General features: G+C 47.2%; 18 protein-coding genes. 13 read left to right on the top strand and 5 right to left on the bottom strand.

Features of this window, described 5'->3' with window-relative positions; translation table 11 throughout:
- The first annotated feature begins 11 nt into the window (after positions 1 to 11).
- Together ACZND6_RS06990 and ACZND6_RS06985 are read left to right on the top strand one after the other, a co-directional pair.
- Positions 12 to 3515 (top strand): efflux RND transporter permease subunit, encoded by a 3504-nt coding sequence (locus ACZND6_RS06990; RefSeq protein ID WP_418572726.1) that lies wholly within the window; start codon positions 12 to 14, stop codon positions 3513 to 3515.
- Entirely contained in the window at positions 3512 to 5026 is a 1515-nt protein-coding gene (locus ACZND6_RS06985; protein ID WP_300876709.1) for an efflux transporter outer membrane subunit, read from the top strand. The genes ACZND6_RS06990 and ACZND6_RS06985 overlap by 4 nt, the downstream gene beginning before the upstream one ends.
- Positions 5027 to 5545: 519 nt before the next feature.
- Here ACZND6_RS06985 and ACZND6_RS06980 read toward each other — a convergent pair.
- Together ACZND6_RS06980 and ACZND6_RS06975 are read right to left on the bottom strand one after the other, a co-directional pair.
- Positions 5546 to 6466: a LysR family transcriptional regulator gene (locus ACZND6_RS06980; protein ID WP_118632198.1), complete on the bottom strand. Its 921-nt coding sequence runs from the start codon at positions 6464 to 6466 to the stop codon at positions 5546 to 5548.
- Positions 6456 to 7379: a LysR family transcriptional regulator gene (locus tag ACZND6_RS06975; RefSeq protein WP_290065259.1), complete on the bottom strand. Its 924-nt coding sequence runs from the start codon at positions 7377 to 7379 to the stop codon at positions 6456 to 6458. Before ACZND6_RS06975 ends, ACZND6_RS06980 begins: the two co-directional genes overlap by 11 nt.
- Positions 7380 to 7481: 102 nt before the next feature.
- On the opposite strand from ACZND6_RS06975, the gene dcuC reads away from it, so the two are divergent.
- Positions 7482 to 8747 carry a C4-dicarboxylate transporter DcuC gene (gene dcuC / locus ACZND6_RS06970; protein WP_300876706.1) on the top strand — a complete coding sequence of 422 codons (1266 nt, stop codon included), beginning with the start codon at positions 7482 to 7484 and terminating at the stop codon, positions 8745 to 8747.
- Between the two features lie 10 nt (positions 8748 to 8757).
- A complete protein-coding gene (locus ACZND6_RS06965; protein WP_300876703.1) occupies positions 8758 to 10026 on the top strand; it encodes an amidohydrolase in 1269 nt (422 codons plus the stop codon).
- A 79-nt stretch (positions 10027 to 10105) separates the two neighbouring features.
- Here ACZND6_RS06965 and ACZND6_RS06960 read toward each other — a convergent pair whose 3' ends face one another.
- Entirely contained in the window at positions 10106 to 11911 is a 1806-nt protein-coding gene (locus tag ACZND6_RS06960; RefSeq protein ID WP_300876700.1) for an FAD-dependent oxidoreductase, read from the bottom strand.
- 317 nt (positions 11912 to 12228) lie between these two features.
- Between ACZND6_RS06960 and ACZND6_RS06955 the strand changes: the two genes are divergently transcribed.
- A complete protein-coding gene (locus ACZND6_RS06955) occupies positions 12229 to 12834 on the top strand; it encodes a DUF2939 domain-containing protein (RefSeq protein WP_489524488.1) in 606 nt (201 codons plus the stop codon).
- A gap of 273 nt (positions 12835 to 13107) precedes the next feature.
- On the top strand, positions 13108 to 13821 hold the full coding sequence (locus tag ACZND6_RS06950) for a fumarylacetoacetate hydrolase family protein (RefSeq protein ID WP_293738260.1): 714 nt from the start codon (positions 13108 to 13110) through the stop codon (positions 13819 to 13821).
- 62 nt (positions 13822 to 13883) lie between these two features.
- On the opposite strand, the gene ACZND6_RS06945 is transcribed toward ACZND6_RS06950, so the two are convergent.
- Positions 13884 to 14072, bottom strand: a complete 189-nt coding sequence (locus ACZND6_RS06945; RefSeq protein ID WP_021867523.1) for a hypothetical protein — start codon at positions 14070 to 14072, stop codon at positions 13884 to 13886.
- A gap of 85 nt (positions 14073 to 14157) precedes the next feature.
- Positions 14158 to 15345, bottom strand: a complete 1188-nt coding sequence (mltB, locus tag ACZND6_RS06940) for a lytic murein transglycosylase B (protein ID WP_300875392.1) — start codon at positions 15343 to 15345, stop codon at positions 14158 to 14160.
- A gap of 245 nt (positions 15346 to 15590) precedes the next feature.
- Here mltB and ACZND6_RS06935 point away from each other — a divergent pair, with 245 nt between their 5' ends.
- The 7 genes from ACZND6_RS06935 to ACZND6_RS06905 all read left to right on the top strand — a co-directional run bounded on the left by ACZND6_RS06935 (position 15591) and on the right by ACZND6_RS06905 (position 24513).
- Positions 15591 to 18122: an ATP-binding protein gene (locus ACZND6_RS06935; RefSeq protein WP_293737859.1), complete on the top strand. Its 2532-nt coding sequence runs from the start codon at positions 15591 to 15593 to the stop codon at positions 18120 to 18122.
- Positions 18123 to 18131: 9 nt separating this feature from the next.
- Complete coding sequence (locus ACZND6_RS06930; protein ID WP_293737860.1) at positions 18132 to 18839, top strand: response regulator transcription factor; 708 nt, start codon at positions 18132 to 18134, stop codon at positions 18837 to 18839.
- Positions 18840 to 19323: 484 nt separating this feature from the next.
- A complete protein-coding gene (locus tag ACZND6_RS06925) occupies positions 19324 to 20607 on the top strand; it encodes a citrate transporter (protein WP_293737861.1) in 1284 nt (427 codons plus the stop codon).
- 57 nt (positions 20608 to 20664) lie between these two features.
- Positions 20665 to 21897 (top strand): hypothetical protein, encoded by a 1233-nt coding sequence (locus ACZND6_RS06920; protein WP_300875395.1) that lies wholly within the window; start codon positions 20665 to 20667, stop codon positions 21895 to 21897.
- 22 nt (positions 21898 to 21919) lie between these two features.
- The gene (locus tag ACZND6_RS06915) at positions 21920 to 22921 is read left to right on the top strand and encodes an asparaginase (RefSeq protein WP_300875398.1); all 1002 of its coding nucleotides are present in this window, start codon (positions 21920 to 21922) and stop codon (positions 22919 to 22921) included.
- A gap of 196 nt (positions 22922 to 23117) precedes the next feature.
- Positions 23118 to 24236: an AAA family ATPase gene (locus ACZND6_RS06910; protein ID WP_300875401.1), complete on the top strand. Its 1119-nt coding sequence runs from the start codon at positions 23118 to 23120 to the stop codon at positions 24234 to 24236.
- The gene (locus ACZND6_RS06905; RefSeq protein WP_489524487.1) at positions 24220 to 24513 is read left to right on the top strand and encodes a hypothetical protein; all 294 of its coding nucleotides are present in this window, start codon (positions 24220 to 24222) and stop codon (positions 24511 to 24513) included. Before ACZND6_RS06910 ends, ACZND6_RS06905 begins: the two co-directional genes overlap by 17 nt.
- Positions 24514 to 24565: the final 52 nt, after the last annotated feature.

Here is a 24565-nt window from a genome sequence, read left to right as displayed (position 1 = left end):
AGGGGGTCGGTATGTTTTCGAACTTCTTTATTAAGCGACCGATTTTCGCCATCGTCGTATCGCTGGTGATTGTGATTTCCGGCCTGATTTCCATGTTCCAACTGCCGATTGAGCAATATCCGAACATGGCACCGGTGCAGATTATGGTTACAGCCAGTTATCCGGGAGCCGATGCGAAGACCGTGGCCGAAACCGTAGCGGCCCCGATTGAAACGCAGGTTAACGGTGTTGACAACATGATATACATGACGAGTTCCTCGTCATCTACCGGCACTATGATGCTGACCGTTTTCTTTGATATCGGAACGGATCCGGATATTGCTCAGGTGCAGGTACAGAATCGTGTCAATATCGCACAGCCGTACCTGCCGAGCGAAGTAATCCAAAACGGCCTGCAAATTGAAAAGCGGTCTTCTTCAATTCTGATGTTGATCGGTATTTACGGCAAAGGCGACCGTTATAGCCGCGATTACATTAATAATTACGCCAATGTTTATGTTGTAGATGCCATTAAACGTGTTAAGGGCGCCGGTCAGTCTGCTGTGATGGGCAACGCTAACCAAGCTATGCGCATTTGGCTTAATCCGGATCGCATGGCGTCTTTGGGTATTACTACCTCTGATATCAACTCTGCTGTTGCGAACCAGAACAAACGATTTGCAGCCGGTAATATCGGAGCGGCTCCGGCACTTCCCGGAACTATCCAGACTTTTCCGGTTATTGCACCCTCTCCTTCGGTTGATCCAAAGGGGTATGAGGACATCATTATTCGTTCGAACCAAGATCAAAGCGCCATTGTTCGTCTAAAGGACGTAGCGAGTGTCGATTTGGGGTCTCAGAGCTATGATGTTTCTTCCAATATGAACGGCTTGCCGACGAGTTACATTGCGGTTTACCAACAGGCTGGTGCCAACGCGCTGGATGTGGCGAAAAATGTTCGAAAGACATTAGAGCAACTCAAAGCAAACTTCCCAGAAGGCTTAGATTACAAGGTCGCTATCGACACGACAGAGTTTGTTCGAATTTCTATCGATGAGGTAATTAAGACGCTGTTTGAAGCAGTGCTTCTTGTTATCGGCGTGATCTACATCTTCTTGCAAAGCTTTAAATCCACAGCAATTGCGTGCACGGCCATTGTGGTCGCTTTGACTGGTACTTTCGTGGGAATGTTGGCGCTTGGCTTCACGATCAACTTGCTGACGCTGTTTGGTTTGGTACTGGCGATCGGTTTGGTGGTGGACGATGCTATTGTGGTGGTGGAAAATGTCGAACGTAATATGGCCGAAAAAGCCATGAATCCGGTGGACGCGACCATTCTGGCGATGTCGGAAGTTTCGGGTCCGATTATTGCGACGGTTCTTGTTCTCGCCAGTGTGTTCGTTCCGGCAGCCTTTATGGGCGGTACGACCGGTATGCTCTATAAGCAGTTTGCTATCACGATTGCGATTTCCGTTGCGATTTCCGGTTTTGTTGCTTTGACACTGACTCCGGCACTTTGCGCAGCTTGGCTCTCGCATGAAGAGCCGAAGACGCACGGCTTCTTTTTTCGCTTCAACCAATTGTTCGGACGCTTGACGGTGAAGTACGGGGAATGGACGAGAGCTTTGTTCCGCAGAACTTTGCTTGTCATTATTTTGTTCGCGGGAATGGGCGTTGCTATTTTTCAGATGTTCCGAGTGCTCCCGACCGGTTTTGTGCCAAGTGAAGACCAAGGCTACGTTCTGGCAGCCATTATGCTTCCTTCCTCTGCCAGCTTGCAGCGCTCAACAGAAGCCATGGATGCTATTGAAAAAGCTTTGGATCCGGTTAAAGGGATTGAAACCAAGAACTCCATCGGTGGTTTTTCTCTGCTCGACGGGGGAGTGAAAACCAATGCCGGTACGTTCTTCATGACTTTGGCTCCGTTTGATGAGCGCTATAAAAATTCTCAAACGGCTAAAGAAATGAGTGCCGATGCGATCATGCAGCAGATGCAGTATCGCGGCATGGCCTCACAGATGCAGGCGTTGGTCGTTCCGATCAACCCGCCGGCGATTCCGGGATTAGGTACGACAGGTGGTTTTGAATTTTGGATTCAGGATACCGGTAGCGGGACGCCTCAGCAGTTAGGTGATGTGCTGAACAATTTTTTGCAAAAAGCTCGTCAGCGTCCGGAACTTACCGGTTTGACCAGTACTTACAACGCCAACAACCAACAGCTCAAAATTAACTTTGATCGTGATAAGGCCCAATTGTTAGGTTTGAGTACTGCAGACGTCTTTAACACGCTTCAAAGCCAGTTTGGCTCAGCAATTTCCAGTCAGTTTAGCCAGTTCTCACGCGTTTGGTTCGTGATTATGCAGTCCGAACCGAAGTATCGTGCAAAACCGGAAGACATTGACAAACTTTACGTTCGCAACAGTAACGGGGAAATGATTCCGCTGAGTGCCGTTATTACGACGGAGTACACGAACGGCGCAACCTCCTTACCGCACTACAACGGTTTTCCGGCCGCTCAGGTGATCGGTAATGCCGCGCCTGGTTACTCTTCCGGCCAAGGTATGAAGGCCTTGGAAGAAGTGGCGGCCGAAGTTCTTCCTCCGGGCTACACCTACGGCTGGACTGGAATCAGCTACGAACAGCAAAGTTCCGGATCTTCTTCCGCAATTGTGTTTGGTTTCGGTTTGCTGCTGGTATTCCTGGTGCTGGCTGCCCAGTATGAAAGCTGGGCGCTTCCGGGTTCAGTCATCTTGGCGGTTCCGTTCGGCGTCATCGGTGCGCTGCTGGCGACATGGGCTCGCGGTCTTGAAAACGACGTTTACTTCCAGATTGGTATGCTGGTGATGATCGGCTTGGCTGCGAAGAACGCAATTTTGATTGTGGAATTTGCGGTTGAGCTGAGGCATAAAGGCATGGACTTGGTGCGCGCGGCTATTGATGCCGGAGAGCTTCGTTTCCGTCCGATTATTATGACGTCCTTGGCGTTTATCGGCGGTACTATCCCGTTGGCCCTCGCAACAGGCGCCGGTGCTGCTTCCCGTCACTCTCTGGGAACCGGTATTGTGGGCGGTATGATCGGTGTGTCGACGCTGGCTCTGCTGTTTGTTCCAATTTTCTATGTCTGGTTTGAAGGCTGGGCCGAACGCTCCGGAGCGAAGAGCGCTTTGAAACTGGCCGCTAAGCTTTCATCTAGAAATATCCCCATTACAGATAAGCTTCGTACTGCCATTCTGCGCGGCCCTGGCACCGTTTATGATCCGAATGCAACCGTGAAGGTTTCTCCTTCAGGAGAGTTAACGGTGATCAACTCTCCGGGCTTTAATCCTGAAGGGGTCGAAAATCAGGATATCGGAATCGGAGATCTGACATCGCAGGAGCAGAAGGCGAATGTTGAATCCGCAGACAAGCTGACTGACCTCGAAAGAGAGAAGAGCGTCAAAGAGCATAAGACAGAAATCACGAAGGAAGTTTTATCCGCAAACGAAGTCTCCCAGAAGGCAGCCGATGCCAAGAACAATAAAGGAGAGGGCAAATGATAAATCGGCGTACATTTTTAGCCGCGGCGGTCAGCGCCGCAGTGCTGACCGGCTGCGCAGTCGGTCCTGACTATGATCGCCCTTATGTTCCGGTGCCGAAGGATTACCGTCACATCCAGGGCGAGGAAGCGGATCTCGGCCTCTTGAAAGCAAGGTGGTGGACAGAATACAACGATCCTAATTTGGATTTCTTCGTCTCCAAAGCCATTGCCAACAATCGAACATTGCAGCAGACCATGGCAAACGTCGAGAGGGCTGCGGCTCAGCTTACCGTGGCTCGATCCAATCTTTTTCCGCAGCTTAACTACTCGGGCGATCTCGGGAAGTCAAAAGCAAGCTTGAATACTCCGACCGGGGCGGCAATGGGAGATAAGCCGATCAAAAATTATGAAGCTCTTGCCTCGGCCTCTTGGGAAATCGACTTGTGGGGCAAGATTCGGAGGCAAACTGAATCTGCTCGGGCAACTCTGAGAGCCACGGAAGCGGCGCATCGCGCGGCAATTTCATCGGTGATCGGCTCTGTGATCAGTACTTATCTTTCTATTCTTACGACGGAAGAGCAATACAAGATCGCCGTAGAGACAGCGGAAAGCTATCACAAGACTTATCAGCTCTTCCTCCTGCGATTTAAGCATGGCAACGTTTCCGAGATGGAAGTTGCTCAGGCTTGGTCGCAGTGGGAAAGCGCGATGGTGCAGATTCCGCAGATTCGGCAGAACAATACGGAATTAAAGAATTCGCTGTCCGTTCTTACCGGAGTGCCGGTTGACGATTTTCCGAAATTCAAGACGCTAGATGAACTGAACGTTCCGGCAGTCATGGCGGGAATTCCCAGTCAGCTGCTGGAGGAACGCCCTGACGTGATCCAGGCCGAAGAGCAGCTTAGAGCAGCTAATGCCGATATCGGAGCCGCTAAGGCGTTGTACTTCCCGTCTATCTCACTTTCCGGAGGTCTCGGCTTTTCCAGCGATCAGCTGAAAGAACTGTTTAAAGGTCCGTCCAAAGTTTGGCAGTACGCCGGCAATATCAGCGGTCCAATTTTCCATTGGGGCGCTGTAACCGCCGGAGTCCGCAGTGCCGAGGCGCAGCAAAAAGCGCTTTTGGCCGCTTATCAGCTTGCCGTATCTACTGCATTTGCAGACGTGGATAATGCACTCAGTCGGCGCCAAAACGTGATTGAAGAGCTGCGCAGCAAACGCAGCCTCGTCATGAGCTTGGAAGACTACTCACGCCTTGCTAACGCTCAGTATCAAGGCGGTTACACGGGATATTTCACTGTCCTGCAGGCAGAACAATCTTTACTGCCGCAGCAAATCTCTCTAGCTGAAGTGAAGTCTCGGGCTTTGAATTCGGTTGCGCAGGTATATCAGGCGTTAGGGGGCGGATGGATTGACCAAGCCTTAATCGAGGAGCAGCAAGCGATTCGAGAAATCGAAGAGGCGGAAAAACTCAAAAAACAACCCGTTAAACCAGCAACGGCGGAGCCGATGCAGAAATCGGCTGACGGCTAGCCTGCAAAACTAGACGCGACAGGTCCGCAATAATTTCTTCTTTAGAAGTATAGAAAGCGGTGGGTAGGATTAACAGCCCACCGTTTTTTACTAAGGCAAAAAAGAAAAAAATCCGACGCCGCGCAGGCGCCGGATAAGCAAATGAGTTTTAAATGAAGGAGCTCTGCCGTGACATAGGAGGAAAACACGGCGGCTGCAACCTCATCTCATGCAACACCAAAATCTTTCATCCCTTTCAAATGAAAGACTGTGAAGACCCAAACGGATGTCTTCAACGCGGTAATCTACACTCATTGTCCGAACAATGCCGTCATAAAATGTGTTAGTTGTGACGTTTTGTGTCGAACACCCCCCCCTTTTTTTTTTTGAAAGAAAATGAAAACTCTTTCGAATTATCAAGGTGTTCAGTCTTGTTCAATCATGAAAGTTAAATCAAGTTCAGGTTGGGATGATTGAATTTGATTCAGATTTTTTTTGAGACTTGAGGAAATACTGAAAGGGAGGGGCCTATTTCTTCGGTTAGTCCGTTTTTGTTAGCGTCGGATGGAAAGTTCCAGTCTTCCTTAAAAACTGTATAAGTTTCTCCAGAGCGGAAATTTTTCGGCCGGGATGTTTTAGAAGCCAAACGGGTGCGTTCGGAATATGCCAATTTGGAAGTAAGTGACGCAACTTACCGTTTTTTGCTAAGGGCTCTGCGGCCCAAAGCGGTATGCGGAGGGCAATACCCAAACCTTCAACCGCGGCACTGATCATAGCTTCATTAGAATTAATTCTTATTTGAGGCTCTACGGTAATGGTTATGCTTTGGAAAGGACCCTGCAAGAGGACTTTTTCGCTTTTTGAGTGGATTAGCGGAAGTTTTTCTAACTGAGCCGGATCAGAGATCCTTTTGTTTTGCGCAATGAAGTCAGGAGAGGCAAAAATTCCATATGAAATGCTTGCGATATCGTATGCAATCATCCTGACATTTGGCAATGTTTGGAGGCAAACTATGAGATCAAAATTTTCAGGCTGAATATCGTTGATGTTTTGGTAACTGTTGATTTCGATGCGTGTGTGATTAGAAGATTGGAGTTTTTCAAACTCTGCGAGAGGCTTAGCGATAAGCCCTGTCAATGCCCCGGGAACGGCAAGACGGATAGTCGAAGATCTGATTGAAGTATTTTCAGTTTCAGAGAAAACAGTATTGATGTCATGAAGAATTTTTATGGCTTCTTTGTATTTTTGAGCGCCTAGCCATGTCGGACGAACACCGGAGCGGGATCTTTCCAGTAATGGTTCCTGTAGCAGATGTTCAAGTTTTGTAATTTCTCGGCTGACAACGGCAGCGTCGGTGTTGGCAGCGGCAGAAGCCGCAAGAATGCTTCCTTTTTCAACGGTAAGTATAAAGAGCTGCCATTGACGCAGTGTTGCCCTATGTTCAGAATTATTAGAGACCATGATCGAAGACGAGTTCAGGGTTTGAACGCCATTTTTCAGCAATGAAGTCACACAAGGCTTCCACAGCTGAGGATGGTTTTCGGCCGATGGGAAGAAGCAAGCTAACAGGAGACGGCTCAGGCTCCCAGTCGGGCAGAACGTGTATGAGTAATTTGCGTCGGACTAATTCCATGGTGTCATACCTGAATGCATGAACACTTATTCCGGCGTCAAATAATGCGGCTGTCCTTGCCGCTGTATGATCTTTTAGTCTAAGTTTGGAGTGGATCGGAACGATGACGCGCTCATTGTCTTTCAGGAGAACTAAGGGCGCTCCGTTGACTAAATCATTGCCGCCTAAAAGTTCATGAAATTCTAAATCCTCCGGAGTTTTCGGTACTCCATGTTTTGCCAAATAGCCTGCCGATGCAACCATCATGCGGCGCATTTCACCGAGTTTTCTGATGACGGCATTGGAACATGGATAAAGCCCGTGATTGATTCTGATATCACACTCCGGAGGAATGATGTGCATTGGACCAAGAGTCAGCGTTAGGTTAACAAAAAGTTCGGGATTTCTTCTTTGGAATGCAGTGATCCATGGAATGAGCAAACCATTGCCGATAGCGTTGGGCGCTGAAATTCGGATTGATCCGCTGATGCTCCCTTCGGGTCGAGAGACAGGGGCTGAAAGTTTGTGAAATCGCTCTAGGAGGGGTTGAATCTTTTCTAAGAAAAGGCAGCCTAAAGGTGTCAACTCGCTGCCGTTTTGGTTTCGGATAAAGAGCTTTCCAATGGATGTTTCAAGTGAAGAAATGCGGCGTGAGACGGAAGCTTTTGAAATATGAAGCTGCTCAGCGGTTTTTCCGACACTGTTAAGTCTTGCGAGAACAACGAAGGTTTCAAGGGTTTCAATTGTGTCAAGGTTACGCATGATGTTCCGTTTAGATCAAAACGTTGTCACTCTTTGATATCTTACCGTAACGCAATCCAATCTTCACAATGGTGACATAACGATAACCCATAGGAGAAGATTATGACTTGGACTGTCTGGGCAGCCATTGTTATCGTCATTTTGACAGTGGCAGCTCTTATCAAACGCTATGAGACACGCTTGGTTCTGTTAGCCTCCGGCTTTCTTATGACTTGTTTGTCTTTAGATCCGATGCAAGGTCTGAATGCATTTGCAAAATCTATGACAAACAGCGGGTTGATCATGGCAATTTGCTCTGCGATGGGCTTTGCTTTTGTCGTTCAAATGACCAAATGCGATGTTCATTTAGTGAAGCTTCTGTCGGCTCCGTTAAGTAAGCTTGGTTTGCTGCTGATACCTGCTGCTACGGCAATTACCTATTTCATCTGCATCGCGATTCCTTCAGCGGCCGGGTGCGCGGCGGCCGTGGGTCCGACAATGATTCCCTTATTACGCCGAGCCGGCGTCAGCCGTCCCGGAACTGCCGCCGCTATCCTCGGAGGGACGTTCGGATCCATGCTTTCTCCCGGTCTTTCTCACAATGCCTATGTAGCAAAGATGGCGAATCTGGATGTTATCCAAACAATCGGCGTACACATGAATTACACGTTGGTATGCGGCGCCATCTCGATGATAGGTGTGACGATTATGTGCATCTTACTGGGCGACTATAAGCCGGGCTCGGTTTCCGAAACTGAATTAAATGAGGAAAGTGAGGTTCAGCGTGTGAATGTTTTGAAGGCCTTAGCTCCGCTGGTTCCAGTTCTGATTTTGGTTACAGGGAATTTATGGCTTCCCGCCATAAAAATGGGTGTAGCTCAAGCCATGCTTGTGGGAGCTATTTACACGTTGGCGGTTACTTTGGCTGATCCTCAGTCTTTCTCTAAACGCTTTTTTGCGGGCATGGGCAACGGCTATGGTGAAGTTCTCGGCATCATTATTGCTGCCGGTGTCTTTGCTGCCGGTTTGAAAGCGTCGGGCCTTATCGCAGTCTTCATTGAAGTTCTTCGAGGCTCGAATGAGATCGCTCGTTGGGGCGGCTCACTTGGGCCTTTTGTGATGGGTGTTATTACCGGTTCCGGAGACGCAGCAGCATTTGCATTCAATGAAGCCGTTACACCCCATGCACCGAGTTTCGGCATGACCGTTCCGACTTTAGGAACAATGGCCGCTTTGGCCGGAGCTCTTGGAAGAACTATGAGTCCGATATCCGGTGTCGCTATCGTGATTTGCGGTCTGGCCCGGGTCAGCAATCCGATTGAACTTACAAAACGTCTGGCAATTCCGATGATCATTGCCGTCATCTTTGTCGCATTAGCGATGGTTTAAGGAGAACAACATGGATTACATCAAAAACGCAGTCAAACTGAGACGAGAACTGCACCAGATACCCGAACTCGGTTGGGGTGAATTTTGTACTACAGCAAAAATTTTGGAGACAATCGAACCGCTTGGCTGGAAGACGTTTGTCGGCGTTGAGCAGATCGGTCTCGATGCTGTCATGGGCAGGCCGGAAGATTTTGTGGAAAAAAGCAAAAAGAGGGCACTGGAAGAAGGTGTCGACCCGACGCTCATTGAAAGAATGCACGGATATACGGGCACCATTGCGGAATTAGACACAGGCAGACCGGGCCCCGTCACAGCTTTGCGTTTTGATATCGACTGTGTCGGTGTCGAAGAAACGGACTTAAAGGATCATCTTCCCAATAAAGAGAATTTCAGATCCCGTCATGCAGGAGTTATGCATTCGTGCGGCCATGATGGACACACGGCAGTCGGATTGACCATGGCGCAGTGGATTGTCGATCACAAAGATCAGTTGTGCGGAAGAATTAAATTGATTTTCCAGCCGGCCGAAGAAGGTGTGAGAGGAGGAGCGGCTCAAGCGGCTTCCGGCCTCTTAGATGACGTCAATTATTTGTTAGGTGCGCATTTAGCAATGATGTGTCCCACCGGAGAGGTTTGTGTGTACCCCGAGGGCGTATTGTGCACAACTAAGTTAGATGTTCGCTATAAAGGTCGGCCCGCTCATCCGACAATGAGTCCGCATCTTGGTAGGAATGCTTTGGCTTGTGCCTGTACTTGTGTATCCGAGCTTCTTGGAATGGCACGCCATGGAAAAGGTCTAGGATGCATTAACGTAGGAATGATGCAGGCCGGTGAAGGAAGAAACGTTATTCCGGTACATGCTCAGGTTCAATTAGAAGTACGCGGAGAAACAGCGGAAATCAACGATTTCATGGTCGATCAGGCCAATCGCATTGTTAAAGGCACCGCTTTGGCTTATGACGTGGACTATGAAGTTGAAAAAGTCGGAGAGGCCGGTGAACTCAATAACGATCCTGAGCTTGCTTCTTTAGTGACGGAAGTTGCAGGAAGTCTGCCGAGCTGCGAACGAGTTGTCCAGCATAAAAAGTTAGGTTGTTCCGAGGACTTTACGATGCTTGCAACACGTGTAAAAGCTGCCGGAGGAAAGAGTGAGTTCTTCGTTGTAGGAGCCGACAGAACAGCAGCTCACCACCAGAGAGAATTTGATTTTGACGAAAAAGGACTTGAAACCGCATTTGGAATTTTCAAAGGATGTGTGTTGAAACTTAACGGAATCTAATTCTCTAACTCACCTCAAAATCACAAGAAACGGGCCCAATTTTGGGCCCGTTTTAGCAGTTGCTAAGTATTAGAGGAGATTACTTGCGGGATTTTTTGATGGCGGCAGTTGCACCGTCTGCGGCATCCACACCGGAGATGATGGCCCAGGAGTTCATCATAGCGGTCATAGAGTCGGCGCCGTTAGCACCGCCAACTACGCAGCCGGCTCCGAAGAGACCGGGGATGGGCTTACCGCCTTTCCCTAAAATCTGCATATTTGCATTGGCTTTCAAGCCGCCCAGTGTTGTGGCAAAACGAGGCTTCTGTTCAACAATGTAATACGGAGCTTTAATGAGCTCTTTCGGATCTTTACGATTGAACTGAGTGTCTTTGCCGGCGCTTGCCATTTCGTTCCACTGTTTGACAGTAGCTTCAAGTCCTTCAGGATTGATACCCATGACTTTAGCCGCTTCAGCCAGATTATTCGATTCAACCATCACCGGTTTCCCGTTGTTCTTAATGGCAAGCCATTTACGAAGAACAGTTTCGTCCGGAACCAGTTTGTCTTCAATGCTCTTAGCCAGATAACGGTCATAGCCTGTTTTATCCATGACTAAGTACATAATCTTGTCGGGCTGAGCTACGGTGATATCTGTGAGTTCTCCTAAAGAGGCGCGCTCATTGATGATACGTTTACCCTGACTGTTGACATAGATTGCACCGGTATCATTGACCGTAGCCGTGGAACTGGCAGTCGCTGCAAGGCCGTGGTTCGGAACGGTCTCAACACCCTGCGGATAGACTTTTACAAGATCCATATTTATATTTTGCGCGCCGAGTTTTCTGGCCATTTCGTAACCTTGACCGGCATCACTGTCTAAACCGTAGAAAAGGTAGCCTTTCAAAGTCTTCGGGAGCATTTCTGTCTTGGCGCCAAAACCGCCGGAGGCTAGAATGGTTTCTTTAGCGTTGATCGTGATCTTGTCCCCATCGGCGTTGACAGCCTGAACTCCGTCAACGCGGCCTCCCTTGTAAATTAAAGAGGTGGCGCGAGTTTCCATCAAAATTTTGCCGCCGTGGTCCGTAAAGATACGGGCCATTGTTCTGATGAAATTAGGAGAGCGACCTGTTACACCAAGCTGGCGTGAGGCGGAGTGGTCAGGGTATTGGGTTGCCGCAGGACCGTAAGGAATCTTGAGGTCGTCAATCAGCCAGTCGACGACTGAACCTGCTTTTTCAGTGACCATTTTGACTAAAACCGGGTCATTTCGATTCTTGCCGACATGCATGATGTCTTTATATGCGAGTTCCGGAGAGTCCTTGGTTTCTTTCATGACATCGCGTTGATAGCGGGAACCAGTCGCAATTAAGGTTCCGGCATTCAGAATCGTGTCGCCGCCGAGGTACGGCATTTTTTCAATCAGAATGGTGGGATTTCCGTTCAACTGAGACCGAACCGCTGCAGCCATTCCGCTGGCGCCGGAACCGACAACGACAACGGCTGTCTTGTAGCTAATATCAATGTTGGAAGCCGACTTCTTAATCGGCGCCTTGTAGAATTCGTTCGGAGTACCGCCCGCGGCCTTAACCGCGTTTGTCGCAGCAGCTTGAATTGCCATGGAAGACAAAGTGGCACCGGCGACGTTATTTACCCGCAGGGACTGGCGGGCAACGATTTCGGACGGAATGCGAGCAATTGCAGCATCTCCGATCATTGCGGATTCGCCGGATTTTACGACTTTAACATTTGTGATCTTTCCTGCTTTGATGGTTACGGCAACGGTTACGGGACCGTTTTTGCCGTTGGCTGTGCCTTCAAACGTACCGTCCTGAACAGCGGCCTGAGCGTAGGAAGCAACGGCCAAAGAAACGGCGGCAGAAGTCAGCAATGTTTTAAAAATCATTGAGTTATCTCCTTTTCATATGAGGTTGTTAATCTGTGTTGAATTGTAAATGTTTTAGATGAAAATAGATAGAATTTCCTACGTAGTTTCACCTAAAGACCGGGGATAAGCTTCGGAGAATGCGATTAACTTATTAAAAATATAAGAAAAAATTTTTCATCTTTTCGGATTAATATTTTTTGAGTGCGGTGAAAATACAAGTCAATCTTGTGAAAAATACTTTTTAGCAATCCTATTTTGAGGTGATTAGGAGAGTAGGGTTTATACCTAATATAGTATTTTTATTTGGTCTGTAAAGCTTGTCTCAGGTGTTGTCAATGCAGTTACGTTCAGAAGGTTCATCGATTCGATTCGTTGCAATTAGTTTGCTTATATTTACCGCAGCTAGTTTTATCGGATATTGGTATTGGAGTCCGTATTACGCTGCGGATCAAATCAAAAACGCTATCGAGTCCGGAGATACCGCAAGGATGAGTAAATTTATCGATTTTCCGAAGGTTCGCTTAAATATACAACGGCAGATTAATAATCAGATTGATCTAAAACTTCGGGAGTTTCAATCTCAGCCGGTAACGACAAAGAACCAAATCGATCTCTATTCTTTTCAGCTTGTTGACCGCTTAGTTCGAGATCTGGTTACGGAAGAAGGAATCGCAGCCTTAATCAGCGGAAAAAATAAATTAACTCGGAATTCTTCTTTGAATCCCAATGACGGTTTTAAAAACGTTCATCTTCAAGCAAAAGTCGCTGATAAGGGTATGTTAGGAGTGGACGTTGAAAAGAAGTATGGAGACAGTGTCAATCGCTTTTATGTTACTTTGAGCGGGAAGAACAGGCCCGACGATAAGGTTCTTATAACCCTGTCTAGAGAAGGTTTTTTCTTTTGGAGAGTTACAAACGTGCTTCTGCCGTACGGGACGTAACTTACATCTCTTGAAAAATTCTTAACTCTGTGAAATGGCCGGAACCCTCTTTTAGTTGACCTAATTTCTTTTCCTCGGCTTGACGTCAGCATTGAAAGGAACCAAACTAAGTTTGCTGTTGAGGACACTCTGAAACGAACGAAATCTGTTTTGGGCGCAAAGATGCGAAAGAGGTACGATTTTCCCCTCTATGTAGCCGCTCTCCTAAGGTAGTTAGGATGTGCATTGAAGTTCATCTTCAGCGTAACCGTAAATTTTTTCTAAGGAAGTTGAATGCCGTTTGTATTTGCTCAAGCTTGTGTTCCGGCGGTTCCCGTTTGGGGCGAGAAGGACCGATATTTTCCTGTACATCGTGTTTACGCTATTGCCGGCAACTACGCGGATCATCTAGCAGAAATGGGGCGCGTTGAAAGGGCTGAACCGGTGTTTTTCACAAAGCCTTCTGACGGCCTTGTTGTTTGCAAGGAAGGAAAAAGCGTAGAGATTCCTTATCCTCGAGAAACGAATTCTTTTTGTCTTGAGGTGGAACTCGTCGTTGCGATCGGCAAAACAGCACCTGAAACTGGTTTCATTACGCCTGAAAAAGCAGAAGAATATATTTTCGGTTACGCTGCAGGCGTCGAGTTCACGCGCCGCAATTTTCAAACAATCGCTAGAGAGAACCGCCAACCTTGGGAAAAGGCAAAGTGCTTTGACAACTCAGCATTAATTACCGAGATCAGAGAAAAGCACCGAATGCCGGATATGGATGCGGCAACGCTCTGGCTCTATGTCGATAATCAGGAACGACAACGAGGCAACACAAGTCAAATGATGCACAGCATCCCTGAACTTGTTTCCGAGGTTTCTAAGTATTGGCGACTGACAGCGGGGGATCTAATTTATACGGGGACTCCGAAAGGGAGCGGACCGATTGAAATCGGACAATCCTTTGAAGGCGGCGTAAACGGCGCGGGAAAATTTTCCGGAAAGGTTTTTGGTCGCTAAGACAAGTCTTTGAAGCAGGAAAGGCTAGTTTCGAGTTTTCTAACTAGCCTCTTCTAGAGATGTCAGGAACACACTTTGCAGAATTTTTGTATTCCTTTATCGCTATAAGTAATTGCTTGATTTCCTCTGCGGATGGTTACGGTAGTTCCGGTGTATCCGATAAGTTCGCCAACTTTGCTGAAGAGCATAACGCCGCGCTCGTTATAAACGTTAACGCTATTGCCGCGCTGTACTGCACTTCCAATTGCCATCTTTTTCTCCTTGTCTTCTAACATTCCGAGAGTTCTCTAAGACTCCTGTACGGAATATTCTAGTTCGGAGAGGTAAGGAAAGAAACTAAAGATTATTACCTGAAGAAATCGGTGTTACGGTTTCCTTGATTCCTTTAAGGTTCTTAGCGATTCCGCTCGACTGCGGCTTAAGATGCGGCGGAAGAAGCTTCTCACCATCGATCAAACCTTTCTTGCCCATCATCTCTGCAATTGCAGAGCCTAGCTCAGCCACAGCACCGGCGTAGAAATAGCTGCTGTTGTAGCGAAGAACTGCTGTGAAATTTTTTGTACCGACTCTATAAAGTTTTTCAAAGTCCAAGGATCCCGGAAGATAAAACGGATAGTCAACAATGAAGACCGGCATATTTCCTGCAAAATGTTCGTCATTGTCCAGCGGCTTCACACCGTTGCTTATCAATTGATTCCAAGTAAAGCGGGGATTGGTGCCGCCCCCGAACTTAGCCGCTTGAGCCGGTGAAATATCCGCCTCAATTAACATGGGCAGCCCTTCTACCCATCCGTGTTTGCTCAGATAGTTGGCAATAGAGCCGATCGTGTCAGCGGTGGAATGATTGATGTCGATTTTTCCGTCACCGTCAAAATCCACGCCGAATCGTTTGATAGAGCTTGGCATGAACTGCGGCAAACCGACGGCACCAGCATAAGAACCTTGTACATCAAAAGGCTTAAGGTCATTTTTGTAAAGGATGACTAAAAATTCTTCCAGCTCTTTCTTAAAGAAGTCGGCTCTGCGTTTGTAGTCAAAACTCAAGGTGACCAAAGAATCGAGAACCTTCCAATTGCCCGTATTTTCTCCATAACGTGTTTCCACGCCGATGATGCCGATAATAACGGCAGGGTCAACATGATAAATCTCACGGGCACGCTCCAAGGAAGTCTCATTGTCTTTCCAGAACTGAACACCTAAATTCAAGCGGTGAGCTCCGAGAAAGATATTTCTGTACTTTTCCCAATCTTTGCGGGTGTCTTTTGTACCGGGCTTGTTACGCTTCGGTGTCATCAGACGCTCAATTTTGGGCTGATAAGTGGCCTGATCAAGAACGACAGCGACCCAATCCTGGTTGAGTCCGCGGCGACTGCAGACGTCTTGAATGAATTTTTTAACTTCAGGCCTTTTGCTGTAGGGCAGAGCTTTTTCGGCGGAAGTGGAGGACATAGATTGGGCCAAAGCCAACCCGGAAAAAGCGGCGAGCCCGGAAATACCTGAGATAAGAATTGATCGTCTGAGCATAAGCGCCTCCTAAGTCCTAGTTAGATTACCCGAATTTTTTCCGAATTGTACGGACATGGTGTAACTGTCGGAAGAAAAAATGGACTTCAGCAACATTGCGTGACAACAACGGTCTTAGTTGGCTTTCTTAAGTGAGTTCCGTATTTTGAGTTCCGGTAAATTTTTGCTCAACAACTAAAATAGCAGCAAACAAATAAGTCAAAACAAACAACCGCAGAATCTTTCGATTCTGCCCCAGAGAGAACATGGCTTCAAACACTTCAAATTTTGTCGTTCCTCTTCCGCCGGTGGTAAAAGTTGAGGTCGAAGAGCAGGTCGTTCCTAAAGACTTTCGAGGTTATCTGACGCGTGCTTTGGCCTGGACGGCCTTGATGCCGCTATTTATGCTTGCCTTCATGCATTTCTCTCAATTAACTCACACTGCGGCGGTCATCGATGACCAGCAGATAATGAGGACGCAGCAATTTGCAAGAAGCATTAGTGCACGGTTTGTGAGTATTGAAACTTTTTTGAACACGGCATCTGACATGATTTCAGAGTCCATTGGTTCTAAAGTTATTCCGGTTTCACGCCTCAATAAGCTAGCTGAGAAAATGCCGTACCTCACTTCGCTTAAGCTTATCTCAGACACTGGGAGCGTGGACTTTCATCATGGTGAAAGCTCTGTCTCAACGGCTGAATTAATGTCCGCCTTTGCCGGCAGCGAAGTTAACGTTCGATCGTTTCAAAATGAAATTTGTTTTGGTTCGCGTATCCCGGAAGCTGATTCTTACGACCGTTCGTATCTTTTGATTGGCTGTGAGCCGAAGGAAGATATCGCTGCCATCTTCGAACGATCCGTTGGCGCTGAACCTTATTCTTTACAAATATTTGATTCAAAACAAAAGGAAATTTTCTTTACTTCTTTGAACGACAGCGGCAATGTAAGACCGCAAAACTTATCGTCGGAATTTGTGAAAATTTCTGAGCAAATGCTTGGGGCGCCTACACCTTTGTGGCGGACAAATCAAAAACGTAATGACTCAGCGGTTCTTTCAATTGCCGAGATTCCGGATACCGATTGGCGTGCGGTGTTTTCTCAGCGCGTGACATTTCGAGACAAGCAGCTCCTTTCCTCACTGCTGACTTCAGGCGTCTTTCTTGTTTGCGGTGCACTGCTTGCTCTAATTGTCGGAACCTTCTTGGGATTTCGTCTTACAAATTATGTCCAAACCTTAATCGACCAAATCAACGCCTTCAAGAAGGACGGTTCCATTAAGAAACCGGACCGATCTTTTCTTGCAAATGCGCCGATCGAATTGAAGTTGCTTTCGGTCCAGTTTGAAAAGCTGGTTCGGCAGGTTCAATCGACACAGAAGAAATTAGAAGAATCGAACTTAGATTTGACACATCAGGTCAACCTGCGGACCCGAACACTCAATCAGAGAAATCAAGAGCTCAGGGCCCTCCAGTTTCTCTTGGCGCCGCTTCAGGATGAGCCGCATGTTGTGATAAAGCGGACCGTCGAGAGCTTCCGTCTAATCCTCGGACTTAACCAATTGGATTTCGTCGATGAACCGGAAAGGGGTCGTCAGGATCTAGCCAGTTTGCCGGTTAAACTCAGCACGGGAGTTTTAGGCTATTTAAGCTTCGAGCGGCCTGACTACACTCAAGAAAATCGAGTCAATACCTCGCTTCAGCGTTTGGCAAATTCGATTGCCATTGTGTTAGAGAACAAAGAGATGTTTTCTTCTGTGAAAGCTTCTCAATCCCGCTTCAATGCCCTACTGGAGTCTATGACGGAAGGGGTGGTACTGATCGGAAAAACCGGCAGTTTGCTGTATTCCAACAAGACAGCAAGAGAGATTCTTTCTATTGCGCCCGGAGACGGTATCGCCAAAGTCGAGAACTATATAGAGGAACACTTTAGAAAGGTTTATTTGGCAGACAGTCCGAATAATCCACAGGATTTCTTTGCGGCCCCCACTCGATATGTTAGTAAAGTAGATTCTGATTTTTTCATTGAAGCTTCCGGTTTTTTAGTGCCGGAATTTCATGGCTATGTTGGCCCGAGAATGGGTTTGCTCCTTCGAGATATTTCGGAAGAAGTTTCCATGGAAAGAATGAAGCGCAATTTGATCTCTGTTGTCGCGCATGAACTAAAGACTCCGGTCACTACGCTAAGACTTCAAAGTGAAACGCTGCAGCGCCAAATTAGATCCGGAAAACTTTCGGACTCTCAGCAGCTTCTGACAGAGATGCTGGAGGAAAGCGAGCGTCTGCAAAACTTGATTTGCGACTGGCTGGATGTTTCCAGACTTGAGGCAGGATCATTGGTGATTAAGCCGAAAGTGCAGACTGTTACAGCAATTTTGAATAAAGCAATGAAGAGCGTTCATCTTCATTTTCCTCACTTGGAGGTTTCGCTGAAAGTTGAGCCGGAAGCTGAGTGTGTTTTGGCTGACAAGGACCGTATGACCCAAGTCTTTGTGAATATTTTGGAAAATGCTGCCCGCTACAACGACAAGGAAAAGCCTACGTGTAATGTAAGGTCGGAAAAAATTGATGACTCTGTGGTTATCAGCTTTTCTGATAACGGTATAGGCGTGTCCGAAAAACATCTCTCTAAAATTTTTGATTCTTTTTATCAAGTCGATATGGGTTCGGGACGGAAAGTCGGGGGAACCGGATTAGGCCTTTCGATTTGCCGCGGTATCATGGCTGCCCATGGCGGAAAAATCTGGGCCGAACAAAATCCCAAAGGCGGAACAGTCTTTAAAATCTCCTTGTCGCTGTAGGAGGGAAGTATGCATCGTCCTTTAATCTTGATCGTTGATGACGAAAGCAAGATCCGCCGTCTTTTGGCTCAAAATCTAGAACTCGAAGGATTTGACGTTCAGACCGCCTCCGACGGAGCTCAGGCACTGGAGGTTTACAACAAGTCGGTTGAGAAACCCGATTTGATTTTGCTTGACTTAATGATGCCTGAAATTGACGGCATGTCCATGCTCAAGAGACTGCGCAAATCATCTGATGTGCCAGTTATCATTTTGTCGGCGAAAGACGAACGTCCCACGGTCATTGAGGGCTTCCGAGAAGGAGCAGACGACTTCGTCTCGAAGCCTTTCTACATTGAAGAACTGATGGAAAGAATTCGAGCCGTGTTAAGACGAGGAAAAACCAGATCACTTGTCCACGCCCCTCAAAGTCAGGAGCTTATTTGCGGTGCGCTGAGACTGTTGCCCGGCCCGCGTCAATGTTATGTCAAAGACGCGCCCGTCAAACTGACGGACAGAGAGTTCAGGCTGCTCTTAGAGCTTGTGAAACATCCCGGAGAAGTCATGACCCATGAACGGCTGCTTCGAGCTGTGTGGGGGGACGAGAGCATCGGAGAGGTCCAGTATCTTCGTGTCACTTTTGCAAGGATTCGAAGAAAGCTTGAACAATGTGGGTTGGACGGCGGCGTGATTGCGGCTTATTCCTCCGTGGGATACCTAATTACAGAACCTGATTGACTTCCTCCTCGTCATAAATTAAGAGGATTCCTGCCGCTTCTCCGACAGCTGTAGCTTAATGTCGAAGTTGCCTCGGGGGTTTCTGCTTCAGCGGGATTTTCCAAAGGAGTACAGCTTGGTTTTTGCACGTTCTCCCAAAGGAGATACGTGCTTGGACACAACCGTATACTCCTTCAGGTCTCACATCTCTCCACAGACTTGCCTTCGGGACAGCCCGCCCCTAGATCTGAAAAGATTGGGCTGGTTTAGCCTATCCAGTCCTTTGGACCGGGCCCTTATATCGCCGTCATAAATGACAGTGTTTTACGGGCATACCTGATAAAAAGCTCTTAGTACAAACACGGATCATTTGTAATTTTTCTGCAATATATTTGCTGACAATTGCAATCGCTCCGTTACAGAATGTTGCGAACATTATCTCGTAGAGTTTTTTCTACGCGCGACTCCGAGAGAGTCTGCGTCTCAAATCAAGAGGAGATAGATAATGACAACTCAGATGATCATAGCCCAGTGCTTGATGGTCCTGACGTTGGTGATCATGATTACAGGCATGACGCCGATTTACATCACAGCCATCACAGGTGCGGCTATTTCCGCGATTGTTGCGGGCTTCCCGCTTGCCGGAAGCGCTCCGATGACAATTGCAAAGATGATTAATTCAGGTTTGAATCCTGTGATTGCCGATATGACCGGTATCTTGCTGTTCATCGGTATCATGCAGGCAACGGGTTTTTTGGACGTTATCGTTAGAGATATCGTTCTTTGGGGCAATAAACTCGGCGGGGGCCCCGGCGTTTGCACGGCCGGCGGTATCGCTGCAGGCGTTATCGGCGCACTGACAGGCTTCACTCAGCCTGTGATTACCGCCGTGATTACCGGTCCGGCTGCTGTTAAGCTCGGTGTTGACCCGAATAAAGTCGCCGGTATCCAGGCTCATGCCGGCCACATTGGCAACTTAGCCGGCTTTACTCATCCGACCCAGGTTGCAATCCTTGCAACTGCCGGTATTGGCTACGGCCTCTTCAACGTTCTCGGCCTAATCGCTGCTCTCTCTATTTTCTTCATGTCTTATGTTCGGGTGATCTATGACATGCATAAGAGAGGCGTTACGGTCAGTGAAGAAGACAGAATCGCCGTTATGGACGAAATCAAAAACAAAGAATATAAGACGACATCCGGAAAAGCTTTTTTCCCGTTCTTAGTTCTCCTAGTCGGTTTCATCTGCGGTCTGCCGATTTTCCTGGTCGGTCTGGTATCCGCTCTCGTCGTTATGATCCTTGCTCACAAGGATATGAAGAGTGCAGAACAGACGATGATGCAGGGTGTCGGCTTAATCGCGACACCGTTGGTTGCAACGATCGGTTTCCTGTTTATGAGCACCGTTATTAAACAGATTGGTCTCGTTGACACGATTTCGACATTTGCTTCTCCGATGCTTTCCTTCTCTCCGGTTATTGTCATGTTCTGCGTGGCTTTCGTAACCGGTTTCATGACTCAGTCTTATGCAGCCTCTGTTGCTGTTTTGGTTCCGTTCCTTCAGGTTGTGCTCGGTACCGGAGCTGACCCGTTTGCAGCAGCTTTCGCTGCCGCTTCCGGCGCTTCTCTGATTCAGTACTTCCTTACCGGCGGCCCGGTTGCTGCTCTGGCTACCGTTATTCCGGTGGTTCCGGGATCTAACCTCAAACAGGCTAACTTGTTCCAGCGTCCGTCCATTCTGTTCGGCTGCTTGGTTGCCTTGATCATCACCATCCTTTTGATGATCTTCTAATTAGTCTGTGAATCTTCGGGTTCGGTGTTAGCCGAACCCGAACTCATCGGTTAACTCATGAAAACAAATATATCCTTATCTGCCGCACCATTCGGAGTCATCGGCGTTGTTGGTCATGCCGGATGCGGACACGCCAATAGCCACTTGGGTTTTATCCAAGACGATTCTGGGGGTCTGAGCGCAGTGCTTGGTCTTCTGCGAGAAGCAACTGGCTTAAGTCTTGAAATTGCGGAGTGCAATGTCCATACGGGTCTTGAGGATGCATATTTTCAAGTTAAGACAGTTTCAGGCGGAGAAGGCATAGGCACGGCAAGACGCGGCATTACAGCTTCAGAGGCCCGTCTGGCGTCTCATTGTGTCGGAAAGCAGGCCGTTTGTTCGCAAGCGATTGCGGTGGATTGCTTCGGAAGAATCTTAGGTCAGGGCGCTATGGAAGTACCTGTTGCCTTGCAAACTGCGATTGCTAATGCAGCGTTGGACAGCTTTGTGAAAGCCTTCTCGGATCAATTTATCATCAAAGAAGAGGACCTGGAAGGAAATTGCGGAAAGATTCTTGGAACGGTTTTGGATATTCACGGTGTTCCGGTATCGGTCATGGCGCTTTCAAATGCGACCGTAGGCGGCATTGGTCCTAATGAGGATATTGAAGGAAACGTTAACTTATACGGAAAGAAAGACTTATCTGAAAAACTGCATTTGGATCGAATCCCTTCCTTTGTCATTGAAGGCAAGGTCTGTGCAGAACCGCTTTCATCCGTTATCAAGGAACCCACATTCTTAATCAGAGCGTTCCCCGGAGATGACAACACTGTTGCCGCAAAAGCCTTATTAAAGGCCGCACAATCTCTGGGCCTTCCGGTGGAGTATCGTCCGGAACTGCTTGGCAGAAGTGATACCGCAATGGAAGATCTGACGCGTCAGCAAGGCAGAAAGATTATTGAATTCGGAGAAAGGCTGAGCAAAGCTTCTACTGCTCAGGAAAAAGTCCGAATTGCTGCCAAACTGAATGAATTTTGCAGTCAGGAATTAGGTGGCATTACCTTTATGAGCAATGATGTGCATAAAGTTATGGGAGGCGTCGGCTGTATACCGGGAACTTCTGCTGTAATGAGCCTCTTTATTAGCCGAGAGCAACTCCAAAAACAAGTTCTTCCGACCTTAGAGTCGGAAGACGTTAAAAATTACGACCGAATCATCTGCGCTGCGGTCGGATACTTGAATGAAAATCTTGGGCAGGCAAACGAGGAACTCATTGCTGCTCAGGAAAAGTATGGGATGATCAGACACTAAAAAATTTCAAAGGAGAAATCGAATGTCGGAAAAGAAAAAAGTCATTGTCTTTACTACAGGCGGAACCATCGCGATGAAGTTTGACCCGAAGGTTAACGGCCTGGTTCCTGCTGTCAGCGGCGCAGACTTGGCCGCCGCTGTTCCTGGTTTGGATAAACTTGCTGATGTTGAAGTCAGAGAGTTTTCAAATCATGCCAGCTGCGCGATGACTCCGCAAAAAATGTTCCAGCTCTCTCAAATGATTGAGGAAGCCTTGAAAGAAGAGGGCGTTGCCGGCGCTGTAGTGACTCACGGTACCGATACAGTTGAAGAAACCGCCTACATGCTCGACATTCTTCACAAGAGCGAAAAGCCTATTGTCTTAACCGCTGCAATGCGCGGCGCCGGCGATACCAGCCCGGACGGTCCCGCAAACATTTACTGCGCTGTTAAAACAGCGGCCAGCGAAGAAGCTAAAGGCAAAGGCGTAATGGTTCTGCTGAATGAAATCATCCATGCAGCCGGCCAGGTTCGCAAGACGCATTCAGCGAACCCGGATACGTTTGCTTCTCCTTGGTGGGGTCCGATCGGTTACTGCGATGTCGACAGAGTCGTTTTCCGTCGTGCTCCCTTGGATAGACATACTTATTCCCCCAAAGAACTTACCGCGCGCGTTGATATTGTTACCGGTCAGACAGGCATCGGTCGTGATTACATTGACTTTGCTGTTGCTCAGGGCTGCAAAGGCATCGTGTTAGAAGGATTCGGCCGTGGCAATCTTCCGGCCATTGTCGAACCGGCAATTAAAGATGCAACGGATAAAGGCGTTGTCGTCGTGATTACGACCAGAACGCCGGGCGGTCGTCCTTATCAGGTTTATGCCTATCCCGGTTCCGTTACAGATAGCCGTAACAACGGTGCGATTCACGGTGGAGAGTTTTCTTCTGCCAAGACTCGCTTGAAACTGATGGTTCTTCTTTCCGAACGCCCTGAGCTGGCTAAGAAAGAAAATCGTGAAGAACTTGAACGACTTTTGGATGTATAGCCATAGATATTTATTGATATCCTAAATTTGTTTTACCCTCCATAAAACAAAGTTTGGACTGTTGATTTCTTCTTTTTAGAAAGAGCCGACAGTCCATTTTTTATTCTTCCTTTTATACCTCAATTTAGGTTTGCCGTAATTTTTTTACGGCAGTGTGCTATCATCCTTTTTATTCCGAAAGGAAAGGGGGACTACGATGTTAAAGAGATTTGAAGTAATTAATTTCAAACAATTCAATTCGTTGCAGTGGGATTTTTCAAAAGTGAGAAATTATGATTTCTCCATGGATTGTCTTGCTGACTCTCCCAGCGGAAAATTTATAAAGACTGCATTAGTCTACGGCCGCAACAGTTCCGGTAAATCGAATCTTGGGTTCGCTCTTTTCGACATAGTCCAGCACTTGGTAGATAAAGTAAAAAAACCAGATGCATATACCTATTACGCTAATGCCGATCATCCGGACGATCCCGTTAAATTTAGTTATAGCTTTTTATTAGATGGTAAAGAAGTCGTTTATTCATACAGCAAATCTTCTTTTCTGGAGTTAACAGGAGAGACGCTTCTTATTGATGGCAGAGAGGTTTTCTCTTGGGATGATAATGAGAAAATACATAGATTTGAGAACCTTTCTTCTTTTGGCTTTGAAAGACTCAATTTTGTGTATAAGGATTCAAGTCTTTCTTTCCTTAGATATCTAGCGAACAATTCTCCATTACCGGAAGATTCAACGATTAGAAAATTAATGGATTTCGTTGGTTCGATGCTGTGGTTTAGACGAGTTGACACAGGAAATAGTTTCATGGGTTTGTTATCTGTGACAGATCATTTGGACTCTTTCATCATTAGCCATGGTCTCACAGAAAAATTCGAAAAGTTTTTAAATGATCATGATGTTAACGAACGTTTAAAAGTAGCAAAAAGCCCTGATGGCCGAGAAGGCTTGTATTTTGCTCACGAGCAAGCCTTGCCGTTTTTTGCTGTTGCATCAAGTGGTACTTTGGCGCTTACCGTTTTGTTCTATTGGCAGGAGTCTCTCAGCATTAATAAGCCTAGTTTTATTTACATGGATGAATTTGATGCTTTTTACCATTATGAAGTTGCAGAAAAAATTTTTAATTTAGCAAAAAGCTTGGATATTCAATGCATTCTCACAACGCACAATACAAACTTATTGACGCATGCAAATACACGGGCAGATTGTTGTTTCTTGTTACGCAATGAAAAGATAAAGCCATTTTCAGATCTTACAGAACGTGAAATACGTGAAGGCAACAATCTTGAAAAACTCTTCTTAAGTCATGAATTTGAGCGCTAAGCAGGTCCTTGTCATATCCGAAGGCCCGACAGAAGCCAAACTTTTGCAACGGCTATTTGGAAAGTTTGACTTGCCTCGGGGAGAGGTTGTTTCACTAAATGCAAATCTGAAGAAGCTTTATTTGGAATACGAAAGCTATGAATGCGAATATTCTGATTTAGATATAACTGCAGTGTTAAGAAGCAGTAATCAGGTTGGCCCGGGCGACAAGGAAAAGTTAAAAGGGAAGGCTCTGTTCAGAGTAAGTATTGATATTAGTTGTCGCGCCTCCATTTAAGGGGTATTTTTAAGTTAAGGAGGTACCCTATGTTTACCACAGCAGTAGATAA

It is taken from the genome of Parasutterella sp. (assembly GCF_057870745.1).
Note: the sequence above shows the minus strand (reverse complement) of the source record. Positions and strands in the feature narration are given on the sequence as shown.